Below are 12,548 nucleotides of genomic sequence, written 5' to 3' on the forward strand. Positions count from 1 at the left end.
GAACCTCGTCAGCCCCGGTAGGCGCCCCAACGTCCGCCTCAGCAGCGCCGGTGAAGGGGCTTTTACGGATAACAACAAATACCCGCAACCCCTTTTTTCACCAAACGGCGCTTTTTTTTAGATCTCGCGCCGAAACACCTTAAAAACAGGCACTTCACGGATGTGAGCGGGTAGCAGCATCATGAAGAGACTGTTCCGCCCTGCCCTGCAGCCCTACGAAAAATGGCCGGCGCGCGGACTCAGGAGACTCGCCCCAGATCGTACGTCTATCTTTCGGCATCACGCGGCATCGCTTTTTTCAAATCTGGTCTGGACAGCGTTTGCTCACTCGCCTATTAGACCGCCACCCGCAGTTAATCTGCACCCGTGCCCGGGTAGCTCAGGGGTAGAGCAGTGGATTGAAAATCCTCGTGTCGGTGGTTCGATTCCGCCCCCGGGCACCAAAGAACTCCCAAGTTTTAACGACATGAATTAGCACGGGCAAAAATCTTCCCGCCGTCGACCGTCGTGACCAAAAGTGGGGCTTTTTTGTTCGCTGTATGCTTCCACCTGCACCAATCTGCCAATGGCACGGCTCGCTGGTTATGCATCAGAGGCAATTGACTTCGACGCCTTGGCTGTCCACCTTCAGCCGCTTGGCGAAGTCATGGCCAAGTCCGACAAGACTATCGCGAGTTTCAATGTGAACGCGCCCACCTTGTCTGACGGGCTTGGAAAACGAACACGGGTTCCTCCCTGGCGCGTCGAGATCTACTCGCTTGTCGGCGCACCGATGTATCCGTTTTGGTGGTCACGTATATTGGCTGCTGCTCAGGAGGGTCTCCACGATCATCATTTTGAGCCTGCCGTTTTTCACGATGCCCGTGCAAATCACCGGTTATGGCGTCATGCGATTCTACGGTCACGTCACGTTGCTCCGTCAGACACGATCAAGCAGGCCGTGGGACTCTGACGTGGTGGCGGCTCCGGGCGCCGTGGTTTGCGGCACCACGCGCGGAGTTCCGAAAAGCAGCGGGCTGGCCTGGTCATGGGCTGCAACGAAATGGCCGTTTGCGACCTCGAGCATGCGGGCGCGAAGCGGGCTTTGATCCGTGGGCAACAAGAGGTCGGGCGGTTGCAGCGAGGGAAAGTCAGGACGCGGATCAAAACGGCGGGCCGGGTCCGGCACCGGAACGGCGGATAACAGCCGCCGGGTATAGGCGTGTTGCGGATTGAGCAGAACCGCTTTCGTCGGACCAGTCTCGACGATCTGCCCCGCCCACATGACCGCAACCCGGTGGCTGACCCGCTCGACAACCGCGATATCGTGAGAAATGAACAGGAATGAGACACCGTCTTCGGTCTGCAACCGGGCCATCAGATCCGTCACTTGGCGCGCGACAGAAACGTCGAGCGCCGAGACCGCCTCGTCGGCAACGATCAATGCCGGGCGCACCGAAAGCGCTCGGGCGATACAAAGCCGCTGGCGCTGTCCGCCGGAAAACTGGTGTGGGAACCGGTCGGCGGCATCGGGTTCCAGCCCAACCTTGGTCAAAAGATCCTCGGCCAGAGCGCGCCGAATGCGGCGTGACATGTGTTTATGGATCTGGGCCGGCTCGGTGATCAGGTCACGTACCGACATCCGCGGATTCAGGCTGGCAAACGGGTCTTGGAACACCATCTGGGCACGTTGGCGCAACGGGCGCATCGCGGCGCTGTCGAGGCCGGAGATCTCCTGCCCATCCAGGTGAATCTTCCCGCCGCTCGGCGCGACGAGGCGCAGCACCGCTCGGGCAAGCGTGGACTTGCCGCAACCGGATTCGCCGACCAGCCCCAGCGTCTCGCCGGGCGCGATCGAGAGAGAGACACCATTCACCGCATGATAGTCCAAGTGATTCCGACGGTGCAGACCACGGCGCACTGGAAAACGCACCGAAAGGTCTTCGACTGCCAGAACCGGCGCGCCCGGGCGGCGCAACGGTTCTGGCGCGCCGCTTCCCAGTTTCGGCGTGGCCGCCATCAATTGCTGCGTGTAGCGTGCACGCGGCCGCGAAAAGACCTCATCGACCGGGCCATCCTCGGCCTTTTCACCCCGCTTCAGAACGACGACCTGGTCAGCAATCTTTGCGACGACGCCCATATCATGCGTGATAAACAGGACGGCCATGCCGATCTCGTCCTGTAACCCCCTGATCAGGGCCAGTATCTCGGCCTGCGTGGTCACGTCCAGCGCGGTAGTCGGTTCGTCTGCGATCAACAGGTCGGGACGGCAGGCCAATGCCATCGCGATCATCACGCGCTGGCGCAGCCCGCCCGACAATTCATGCGGGTACTGGTCCAGCCGGCGCTCGGGTTCGGGGATCTTGACCCGCGCCAGCGCCTCTGCGGCGGCCCGCCGGGCGGCAGCCGGGTCCAGCCCCTGGTGTAGTTGCAGGACTTCGGCCACCTGTTCACCCAGCGGCATCACCGGGTTAAGCGCGGTCATCGGTTCCTGAAAGACCATCGAAACGCGGTTGCCCCGCACGGCCTGCATCTGGCGTTCCGTCAGCGTGGAAAGCGGCAGGTCGGGCGCACCATGCAACGTGATGCGACCGCTGGCAATATGCCCCCCTTCGCGTTCGATCAACCTTAGCACGGCCAAGGCGGTGGCCGATTTTCCGGACCCGGATTCCCCGACCAGCGCCACGGTCTCCCCCTTGCCTATATCGAAGGAAAGGTTCCTGACGGCTGCGTGAGAACCGAAATTCAGGCACAGGTTGTCGACAGTCAGCAGGGGGGCACGGGTCATGAGTCAGCTCGCGGTTTGGGTGTGACGGGCGCGCATTTCAGGGTGTGCGCGAAAGTTCGGCAATGCGGGTGTCCAACGCCGCGCCGAGGGCGTGAGCCGGGCGTTGAAAGGATCGTGGCCAACCACGTCCCACATGACGGTCTCCCCCAGCTCGATCACCCCCATCGCGGCTGCCGGCCCGCCTTCGGTGGTGAAACTTTCGGTCAGCGATTGCTGGGTGAGGTGCGGGATGCCATCGACGGTGGTCACGGTGTTCCAGTGCACATGACCGGCCAGGCAAACAACCGGCACACGGGCCTGGGCCAAGGCGGCGCGGGCGCGCTCGGCCATTGGATACGTGGAAAGCCCCGGGTTGTTCTGGAAATAGTAGTTGCCGGTCTGCGAATGGCCGGAAAGTGGAACATGGCTGACAACCAGCAACGGGCGGTCGGCCGCCTGTGCCACGCGCGACAACCACAACAAATCCGGTTCGCGCAGCACGAAGCCAGAGTGATCGGCGCCGCGATGAATGCGGCTATCAGCACGCCACAACACGATGCGCCAGCCACCGATGTCGTGTGTCTCGTGCCCCAAGGTTTGGCCAAGTATTTCCTCGTTCTGGGCAACGCTCAGGTGATCGCGGTCATGATTGCCATTCATGTGCCAGATCGGTTTTTCAACGGCGCGGAACGCCTCGGCCACCTCGGCCTCCAAGCGCAGATCGGTGTCGTGGTCCACGTCCGAGATCCGATCGCCCAGGTCGAGCACGTGGCTTACATCCGCATCGCGGACGTAGTGGGCGAATTCCTCGACAAGACCAAGCGCGGCGTCGCCGCGCTTGGTGGCTGACGGCGTCCCGTGGTGAATGTCGGCGACGATGGCAAGGCGAACAGTCATCATTAGGTCTTTCCTGAAAATTCATGGGGGGCGGCCCGCCACACCGGGGCGGCGGGCCGCAGATCGCTTAGTTGGATGCGAGAGAGATGGAACCTGCGCGGAAGTCCAACACGTAGGGAATGTGCCCTGGCTTTGGCGCCCAGTTCACGTCCTTGCGCATGGCCCAGCTTTCATACGGGCGATAAAGCGGCAGCACCGGCGGGTCTTGCTTGATGCGTTCCATCAATTCTGCATAGGCCGCCTTGCGGGTTTCGACATCGCTGGAGAAACGGAACCGTTCCCAGATCTCGGCATAGTCGGCGTCAGTATTGAAACGCCCCTCGCCCTCGGATGGGCCGTTCGGCGCCCACATCACGCCAAAGGATCCGAACGGATCGGCAAAATACATCGGGTTCGACCAGTTGCGGGCCATCATCTCGGGCGCGCCGCCCGACCATTTCTCGACAATGTTCACGCGGCCATTGATGCCAACCTCTTTCCACATCTCGGTAATGGCCTGGGCGGCCAGCAAACCGTTAGTGTAATAGGTCGGATGGGTGTCGAATGTGATCTCGAACCCGTCATAACCCGCCTCTTCCAAAAGCTCCCTGGCCTTTTCGGGATTGTACTCGAATGTCTCGAGCTCAGGCATATAGAGGTCGCCGAATTCCTCGAGCGTGTGGGTCGAAGGAACGACCGCCTTGCCGAGCCAAAGCGCCTCGTTCAGCGTGTCGCGGTCAATGGACAGGCTCATTGCCTGACGGATGCGCGGGTCCGTCAACTTGGGGTGGTTCACGTTCATGATCATCACGTGAAACAGTGGCGTGGCGCTGCCCACGGTGCGCAAATCCGGATCGGCCTCGGTCAGTGCCAACTGGTCGGGGGCGATATTCGTGATGATGTCGGCCTCGCCAGTTTTCAGCGCAGTCAGGCGCGAAGCGGTTTCCGGGATCTGTTGAACGGTCACCTTTTCCAGCGGTGCGGCGTCGCCCCAGAAATCGTCGAAGCGTTCCCAGACCAGGCGTTCCCCGGGCACGAACTCGGCCACGCGATAGGGCCCTGTGCCGACCGGGGCCAACGAGAAGGCCTCGAAATCGTCATGCTCGGCCACATTCGGGTCGCCGGTCAGGCCCTTGGTGTAATCTTCCGGGATGATCATGACCTGCTGCAGGTTCAGCAGGGTCTCCCAAAGCGGTTCTTCCTTCTCGACGCTGATGCGCACGGTCAGGTCGTCGACCTTCCGGGCCTCGACGAAATTGCCCAGCCGGTCGCGCGACCGCACCACGTAAGGTGGGAAATCGGCCTGGTACATGCGGTTGAGCGAAAAGACGACGTCATCGGCCGTCATTGCCTCGCCGTTGTGAAAGGTGACGCCCTCGCGCAGCTTCAGTTCCATGACCTTGGGTTCGACCAGCTTCCATTCAGTCGCCAGCGCCGGCACCCATTCGGCATCAAGCGTGTCATGGTTCTTGCCGATCAGGGTGTCGAAGGCGTTGTAGTAGAATTGCGAGCCAACATTGGAATGGTCGCGACCGGGGTCGAGATAGCTCGACACGTTGGCTGCGCCGACGGTGATTTCCTGGGCCGAGACAGCCGAGGCAAGCCCGGCAGCCAGGGCGGTTGAAAGCAGAAGTCTGAACATGTCTTTTCTCCGTGAGCATTGGTTTGATGGGTGAACGGGATGGGCGTTTGCGCCTCTGTTGTTGGTATCGGGGGTCATCGGGCACGCAGCCGGACGTCGGCACCATCGCGCAGCCAATCACCAAGGATCTGCACCGCGAATGTGATCAGCAGGATCATCAGCGCCGGGGCCGCCACGATCCATGGCGCGGTGGGCATGTAGTCGCGGCCAATGCCGACCATCGCACCCAGTGTGGCTGTGGGCGGTTGCACGCCAAGGCCCAGGAAGGACAACGTGCTCTCCAGCAACACGATATTCGACAGCGACAGGGTGAACTGCACCACCAGCGGTGAAACGATGTTGGGCAGCAGATGATACCGCGCGATCCGCAAGGGCCCGGCTCCGGCGGCGCGGGCGGCCTCGATAAAGGGCATTTTCATCAACCGGCGCACCTCGCCGCGCACGATACGGGCATATTGCTCCCAACCGGCCAGGCCCAGCACAAGAACGATCACCTGCAACGAGCTGCCAAAGATGGCCAACAGGAACAGCGCAACCAAGGTAAAGGGCACGGCGATCTGGGTATCTACTGCCGCCATTATCACCGCCTCGGTGCGCCCACCGGCGATGCCCGCGATCAACCCCAGCACGCCGCCGAGCATCAGGCCAAGCGTGGCGCCCAGCGCCGCGAGCATCAGCGTCAGGCGCAATCCATGCAGGCTGCGCGAAAGCACATCGCGGCCCAGTTCATCGGTGCCCAGCACATAGCCTCCCTTGGCCCGCTCAAAGCCCAGCGGCGGGCGCAGCCGCGCGATCAGGCTTTGCGAATTGGGGTCGAACGGGGCGATGATCGGGGCCATCACCGCAAGGATGACAAGCGCCAGCCCAATGATGATCGCGGTTTTCTGGATAAAATCGGCCCCACGCCAAAGCGCAAGCAAGGTAGCGGGAAAAGAAGCGGCAGGAACAGCAGTCATGGACATGGTGGTTCAGCCTTTCATGCTTTGGCGCAGGCGCGGATCGGCCCAGGCATAGGCAAGGTCGATAACGGCGTTGATGACGATCACGGCAAGTGCCACTGTCAGCACGCCGAATTGCAGCACCGGGTAATCGCGGCGCAGCGCCGAGGTAACCAGCAGATCGCCGATCCCCGGCCAGGCAAAGATTGCCTCGATCACAACAGACCCGGCCGCGGCAAGCCCGGCGACCTGCAGCCCGATTACCGAAAGCAGAGTGATGCCGGCATTGCGGAGCCCGTGCTTTACGATGACCCTGCCCTCCGGCAAGCCCTTGGCCCGCGCGGTACGCATGAAATCCTGGCCCAGCACGTCAAGCATGGCATTGCGCGTGAACCGGCTAAGCGCGGCAATCAAGACCCCGGCCATGGCGATGGTCGGCATGATGAAATGCAACGCGGTGCCGTTGCCAACCACCGGCAACCAGTTCAGCCAGTAGGAGAAGACCAGCACCATGCCGATTGCCAGAACGAAGTTCGGCACCGCATAACCGAGGAAGGCCGCGACCATGGCCGCGCTACCGACCCAGCTGTTGCGCCAGATGGCCGCCGCGATACCCAGCGGAATCGACACCAGCAATGTCAGCGCCATCGCCGACAGCAGCAGTTGCGTCGAGGGCCAGATGCGCTCCAGCACCATGTCGACAACCGGCCGCCTTTCGATGAACGAAAGACCAAACTGCCCGTCTGTGAAGGCGCGCAGGAAAGCCAGGTATTGGGTAAAGATCGGTTCGTCGAGTTCGTAATAGGCTATCAGCAAGTCGCGATCCTCGCTGGTAATCCCCTCGCCGATCACGAAATCGACCGCGTTACCCGACAGGCGTGTCGCGAAGAACACGATGGTCACGATTACAAAGAAGGTCAGGACCATCCGGGACAGGGTGCGCAAGACATAGCTCAACATGTGCAGGCTCCGTTCACGGAAGCATTTGCCGGGGCTTTACCCGGACGCATCAATTGGACGAATTCGACACCGGCGGCGGCGGCGGCCAAGCCGTCGGTTTCCGCGGTGTCCCCGATGAAGACCGCAGCCGCCGGCGCAACCCCCGCCCGGCGCAATGCCTCGCGCGCAAGATCCGGCGCCGGCTTTCCAAGGCTGCTCATGCGCGCCTGCGGCACGACGGCGTTCACAGCTGCCCAAAGCGCTCCGGTTTCGGGCACCGGCGTGCCGTCGGCGGCTGGGTGGCTGCGGTCGGGGTTTGCCAGGATGACGGGCAACCCGGCATCGGCAAACGTCGCGATACGTGCAATATCGGCAAACCCTATCGCGGGATCACGCGCCAGCACGACGGCCTCCGGGTGCTCGCGGTCGGGCCACAGCCCCAGGTCGCGCGCCAGGCCCTGCAGCGGTTCCGCTGCATAAAGTGCGATCCGTGCGCCAGGCCGGGTCGCCTGTAAAGCGCGCAATGTCATCTCTCCAGCCAGAAGAATCCGCTCGGGCGGGACTGACAGGCCGAGCCGGGCCAGCCGCGACGATAGGCTTTGCGCAGTGTCGGAAGAGTTGTTCGAAACGATCCACAGCCGGTCGCGGCAGCGCGCGAACAGTTCGGGCACGTTGGGCAGTATAGCCTCGCCAGACACAAGACAGCCGTCGAGGTCGGCCAGGATGGCAGACCGATCCGGCAAGGGGCCGTCTAGAAAATGCCGCAGTCGGACCGGCTCGCTCATTTCAACACTTCTCCGTTCGGGGAAATTCCCCGTTTTCGCCGTTTCGGCGATGTCTTGGCTTTTCATTGAACCGGATCAGCACCGGTCGTTGGCGCCCTTTTGGCGGTCGACTGTAACCGTGCCGTTACAGGTGAAAGCCTATATTGCATCACATGAAGGTATCGGTTTCAGAAACGGCCAAAGGTCTGTCTCTTTCGCGTTTGCGTGCCCTCACAGCCGTGGCCGAAGAGGGCTCATTTTCGGCTGCCGCGCGTCGAATCGGGATTTCACATTCGGCCGTTGCACAGCAGGTCCGGGATCTGGAGCGCGCCTATGACATCCACCTGTTCGACCGCGTGCGCGGTGTTCTGCGTGCAACGCCTGCCTGTCTTGAGCTTTGCGACATAGGCAATCGCATGCAGGACGCGATGCACGACGCCGAACGTGTGCTGGCCCGCCGCGGCCCGACCGGCAAACACCGTCTGAGGGTGGGGCTTGGAAATTCGATGCCGGGCATCGCCATTGTCGGACGCGTTCTGAGCCTGCACCCGACGCTGACGGTGTCGGTGGAAAGCGGATCACATCAAGACATCATGGCAGCGGTCTCAAGGCGCGAGGTAGACGTTGCCGTCTTGCCCGATCTGCCTGCCGATACCCGGTTTCGGCGAGCGCCCGTCATCTCGCAAGAGGTGGTGGCCATCGTGTCGCCCGACAGCCCTATGGCAGACCAGGGCGAGGTTTCGCTGGAACGTTTGGCGGCCAGCCCGCTGGTGTTCCGGTCTCATGGATCATCCACCCAGAAGATCGTTGACCGTGGCTTTCGCCAGGCTGGGCTTGCGCCCGAACCACGCCTGACAGCCGACACGAGGGATGCCGTCTACGAGGCTGTCGCCCTCGGTATCGGGGTCGGTTTCATGTGGCGCTATGGAACATACCGGTCCGACACCGTCCGCCGCATACCTGTTCCCGAGTTCCACTCGACAGTTGACGAGGTCGTGTTCGCACTTGCCGATGAACGTAACGCGCTGATCGACCTGTTCTTTAACGTGGCGGCACAGCTCAGCCCGAAAATGCTGCGGACCTGACGTTTCGCGAAACAAGAGATCGGCAGGCTACAAGCGTTTTTCATCTTGGCCAGCGCTTGGCCCGGACTACGGTTTTGGCAGGGTGGGTTTTATGCCCTGCAGGCCGCCGCCAGTTCATAGGCCAAGCGCATCTTGGCCGCGACCCAGGTTAAAGCGGCGTAGTCCGTACGCTCGAATGACGCCCCCATCGGGGCACGCGTATGTCATGAGTGTCGCGCTGCGGCCGGTTCCGTCGTGCGTTCCCAGATTCGTGTCCAGGCGATGCGTTCGGCAGGCCGCACCAGCCCGTCGCGCTCCATGCGCCGCAACAGGTGGAGGATTCCGCTGTTGCTCATCCCCAAGGCATCGCGCAATTCCGCCTGTGTCCTCGGTCGCTCCAGCGCGTCGAGGATAAAACGCCGACGCGCTTCAGCCGGGCCGTGCCTGCGGCGCTGCGCGCGATGTGTATGCCTGCCGGTGCCTGGCATCATGCGTCCTCCCGGTTTGTGGAGACGCCATCGCGCACCTCTGCCAGCGCTTCATCGACCGTGGTCGCATAATGGACCAGTGGACGCTTCAGGCCGTGGGTCACGAAAACGCGCTGAATGTCGCGGTTCGCCCCAGTAAGCCAAAGCGCGACACCCTGTTTTCGGGCCTCTTGGGCAAGGCCATCGATCATGTTGGCGCCGGTCGAGTCGAGAAAAGGCACCGCGGAAAAATCGACGATCAGCGCCTTATGCGTGTCCTGGATACGATCAAGCACGGAACCGATGGACGCGGCGGCACCAAAGAACAGCGCCCCGGTGATCCGAAAGATGACGACATCTGGGTTTGCTGCCTGTTCTTCGTGGTATTCGCCGCGCGGGTTCGCGGTGTCGGGCTCATCACGGCCGACGAAGGCACTGTCTGTCGCCACATCTGTCGTCCGGCTCATACGATGAATGAAAAGAACCGACCCCAGGGCAAAGCCGACAACGATCGCCTCGGTCAGATCGCGGAATATGGTCAGGAAAAACGTTGCACCAAGAACGGTCGCCTCCCCCCAGCCCGAGCGGACAAGGACAGCAATGGCCGGTTTCTCGATCATGTTCCAGGCAACGATCACCAGAACGCCGGCCAGCGCGGCCAACGGAATGTAAGATGCCAGCGGCGCAGCAGCGAGCATGAACAGCAACAGAAACAGCGCATGCAGCATCCCCGCGACCGGCCCGTGCGCCCCGGCACGAACATTGGTGGCAGTACGCGCGATGGTGCCGGTCACACAGAAACCGCCGAAAAGCGACGACCCCACATTGGCGACACCCTGTGCCACCAATTCACAGTTCGACCTGTGGCGCCGCCCCGTCATGCCATCCGCAACAACGGCCGACAAAAGCGACTCGATCGCGCCCAGCAAGGTGAAGGAAATGGCCGCCGGTAACACCTCCACGACATTCTCCATCGAGATCCGCGGCAGCTCCGGCACCGGCAGCGACGAAGGAAGGCCACCGAATTTCGTGCCGATGGTCGGCACAGGCAGTGCAAACATGGCCGTGGCGCCAGCCGTTGCCCCCACCGCGATCAGCATCCCCGGCCAATGCGGGCGCCAGCGTCGCAGGCCCAGGATGATGGCCATCGTTACCACCGAAAGGCTCAGCGCCGCGGGTGTCAGGCTTGTTCGCGCATCCCACAACGCCGGGATCTTCTCCAACAGTTCACCCGGTTCATGTGCCAGCGTCAGCCCGAACAATTCCTTGATCTGGCTGGCAAAGATGATGACAGCGATGCCCGCCGTGAACCCCACGGTGACTGGAAAGGGGATGAACTTGATAAAGGTGCCAAGCCGCAAGAACCCCACCGCGGCCAGCATCAGCCCCGACAGGAAAGTTGCAAGGATCAAACCCTCTATCCCGTGCTGGGCCACGGTGGCGGCGACAAGCACGATGAAAGCCCCCGCGGGGCCGCCGATCTGAAACCGCGACCCGCCCAGCAGCGAGACAAGGAAACCACCGACAATGGCGGTGTAAAGCCCCTGCGCCGGGGTCGCACCGGATGCGATGGCAATGGCCATCGAGAGCGGCAGCGCAACAATGGCGACTGTCAGCCCAGCGATGGCGTCTGCCCGCAGCTGCGCCGCGCCGTAGCCTTCGCGCAGGACGGTTACGAGTTTCGGGGTGAAAAGCTCGGCAAAGCGTGCAGTCTCGCCTTGCCTGTTGGTCTGATGTTTCATCTATGGCCGCACCTTTGAGGGTAGCGGCGGGATCGTCGGCTTGTTGTCGGCGGTCGCCGTCGCGGGTTGAGAGATCAGGGCTTTGGCACAGGCACCTTCAGGCGCACGCCGCGTCCACGTCCAGCGCTGGAAGCGCCTTCCGAAATGAGTTCGACGCCAGCACCTTCAAGCGCTTCGACCACCTTGGTCAGGCTGTCGACGACACCGCGCACGTTGCCGGTGCTCGCCTCCATGCGCTGGATTGTCGGCACGGAAAGCCCCGACAACTCGGCCAGGGCCTTTTGGTCGATACCAATAAGGGCGCGCGCCGCGCGCATCTGAGGGCCAGTAATCATGAGGCATACCCTGCATTCGATAAAGACAGTTTGGAATATGTATGATGATATGTCAAATATCAGGCATAAAGCTTTCAAAATAAAATCATGACCCCACGCCCGTCCATGCGCGCATAGGCAAGTGGGTGCTGCCGTTTCCGATATTGTTGCGGCAAGTGCTCAGAGCGCGTGCATTTGCCCGCACCTTTGTGCCGGCGCGACGCATGGCGGTTTCAGTCACCTCATCGCCAATCGACCGAAACGCCGTCATGAACACCATGACCTGTTTCGATCAGAGCCAACTGTGCCTGTGGCTTTGTCCGGTGACCGGGTTAGGGGCTGGCGCCCCTGACCCGGTGGTTTGCCTATTCCACCTTGATGACCTTGCGCGCGAGCACGGCCTGGTTGGCCACGTCAAGAAAACGCAGTTCATAGACACCGGCAGTTTCGGGCAAGGTGATACGCACAGGCGGGCCATCGCCCGTCTTGACCGCCTCGATCCAGGTAAAGATCGCCTGGTTGCCGCGCGCCAGCGTAACCCGCTGATCGGCGCTTTCGCTGTCCACGTTCCAGGTCACCTCGATCGTCGCACCCGGCGCGCCCGTTTCCGGTGCATCAATGCTTGCCCCCTTCTCCAACGCCGCGTCCTCGGCCAAAACTTCGATCGACGTGCTGGCCATGACTCGCTTACCCTCGTTCAGGATGTAGCGCAGTTCGTAAAGCCCGGTGGTTTCCGGGGCGCTGATGTCGCTCTGGCTTTTGTCGCCGACACGGAAATAGTCGCCCGAGTCGCCGTCGCTGCCGGCGGGCACAATGGTAATGTAGTCGCGTGGATGAACCGTGCCTGCCCACTCCACACGGATCGTATCACCGGCGCGAATCTCGTCTGGTGCCGAAATCGTCACCTCGGGTTCGGTCACCTCGATGGTCTGGCGCGCCATCGTCCGCCGACCCTCATCCAGTATGTAGCGGATCTCGTAAAGCCCGGTGTCGGCCGGCGCCGTCAGGCTCTTGGTGCCGTCCCTTTCGCCAACGCGGAAGTAGTCGCCGTAATCG

The 12,548-nt window shown here is 62.1% G+C and carries 11 protein-coding genes, 1 tRNA gene and 1 pseudogene; 3 read left to right on the forward strand and 10 right to left on the reverse strand.

The window, feature by feature from the left end; translation table 11 throughout:
* Positions 1 to 368 precede the first annotated feature (368 nt).
* Positions 369 to 443 (forward strand) — tRNA-Phe (locus M8744_RS17315).
* A gap of 122 nt (positions 444 to 565) precedes the next feature.
* Positions 566 to 952, forward strand: coding sequence for a hypothetical protein (locus M8744_RS17320; protein WP_251420009.1), 387 nt, complete (start codon positions 566 to 568; stop codon positions 950 to 952).
* Here the strand turns inward: M8744_RS17320 and M8744_RS17325 are convergent.
* From M8744_RS17325 to M8744_RS17350, 6 genes are all read right to left on the reverse strand, one after another.
* Positions 920 to 2,767, reverse strand: a complete 1,848-nt coding sequence (locus M8744_RS17325) for an ABC transporter ATP-binding protein (RefSeq protein WP_251420010.1) — start codon at positions 2,765 to 2,767, stop codon at positions 920 to 922. The genes M8744_RS17320 and M8744_RS17325 overlap by 33 nt on opposite strands.
* 3 nt (positions 2,768 to 2,770) lie before the next feature.
* Positions 2,771 to 3,646, reverse strand: a complete 876-nt coding sequence (locus tag M8744_RS17330; protein WP_251420011.1) for a metallophosphoesterase family protein — start codon at positions 3,644 to 3,646, stop codon at positions 2,771 to 2,773.
* Positions 3,647 to 3,710: 64 nt separating this feature from the next.
* Entirely contained in the window at positions 3,711 to 5,264 is a 1,554-nt protein-coding gene (locus M8744_RS17335; RefSeq protein ID WP_251420012.1) for an ABC transporter substrate-binding protein, read from the reverse strand.
* A 74-nt stretch (positions 5,265 to 5,338) separates the two neighbouring features.
* Positions 5,339 to 6,226 (reverse strand): ABC transporter permease, encoded by an 888-nt coding sequence (locus M8744_RS17340; protein ID WP_251420013.1) that lies wholly within the window; start codon positions 6,224 to 6,226, stop codon positions 5,339 to 5,341.
* Positions 6,227 to 6,232: 6 nt separating this feature from the next.
* Entirely contained in the window at positions 6,233 to 7,162 is a 930-nt protein-coding gene (locus tag M8744_RS17345) for an ABC transporter permease (protein ID WP_251420014.1), read from the reverse strand.
* Positions 7,156 to 7,926 carry an HAD-IIA family hydrolase gene (locus M8744_RS17350; protein WP_251420015.1) on the reverse strand — a complete coding sequence of 257 codons (771 nt, stop codon included), beginning with the start codon at positions 7,924 to 7,926 and terminating at the stop codon, positions 7,156 to 7,158. The genes M8744_RS17345 and M8744_RS17350 overlap by 7 nt, the downstream gene beginning before the upstream one ends.
* A gap of 200 nt (positions 7,927 to 8,126) precedes the next feature.
* Between M8744_RS17350 and M8744_RS17355 the strand changes: the two genes are divergently transcribed.
* Complete coding sequence (locus M8744_RS17355; protein WP_251420016.1) at positions 8,127 to 8,990, forward strand: LysR family transcriptional regulator; 864 nt, start codon at positions 8,127 to 8,129, stop codon at positions 8,988 to 8,990.
* Between the two features lie 203 nt (positions 8,991 to 9,193).
* On the opposite strand, the gene M8744_RS17360 is transcribed toward M8744_RS17355, so the two are convergent.
* The 4 genes and pseudogenes from M8744_RS17360 to M8744_RS17375 form a co-directional block, all read right to left on the reverse strand.
* The gene (locus M8744_RS17360; RefSeq protein ID WP_251420017.1) at positions 9,194 to 9,460 is read right to left on the reverse strand and encodes a winged helix-turn-helix transcriptional regulator; all 267 of its coding nucleotides are present in this window, start codon (positions 9,458 to 9,460) and stop codon (positions 9,194 to 9,196) included.
* The gene (locus M8744_RS17365) at positions 9,457 to 11,178 is read right to left on the reverse strand and encodes a SulP family inorganic anion transporter (protein ID WP_251420018.1); all 1,722 of its coding nucleotides are present in this window, start codon (positions 11,176 to 11,178) and stop codon (positions 9,457 to 9,459) included. The genes M8744_RS17360 and M8744_RS17365 overlap by 4 nt, the downstream gene beginning before the upstream one ends.
* A 74-nt stretch (positions 11,179 to 11,252) precedes the next feature.
* Complete coding sequence (locus M8744_RS17370; protein ID WP_251420019.1) at positions 11,253 to 11,513, reverse strand: helix-turn-helix domain-containing protein; 261 nt, start codon at positions 11,511 to 11,513, stop codon at positions 11,253 to 11,255.
* A gap of 344 nt (positions 11,514 to 11,857) precedes the next feature.
* Positions 11,858 to 12,548: pseudogene (locus M8744_RS17375) on the reverse strand (hypothetical protein); the annotation flags it as partial.

Source organism: Lutimaribacter degradans, assembly GCF_023703375.1.
GTDB classification, from domain to species: domain Bacteria; phylum Pseudomonadota; class Alphaproteobacteria; order Rhodobacterales; family Rhodobacteraceae; genus Lutimaribacter; species Lutimaribacter degradans.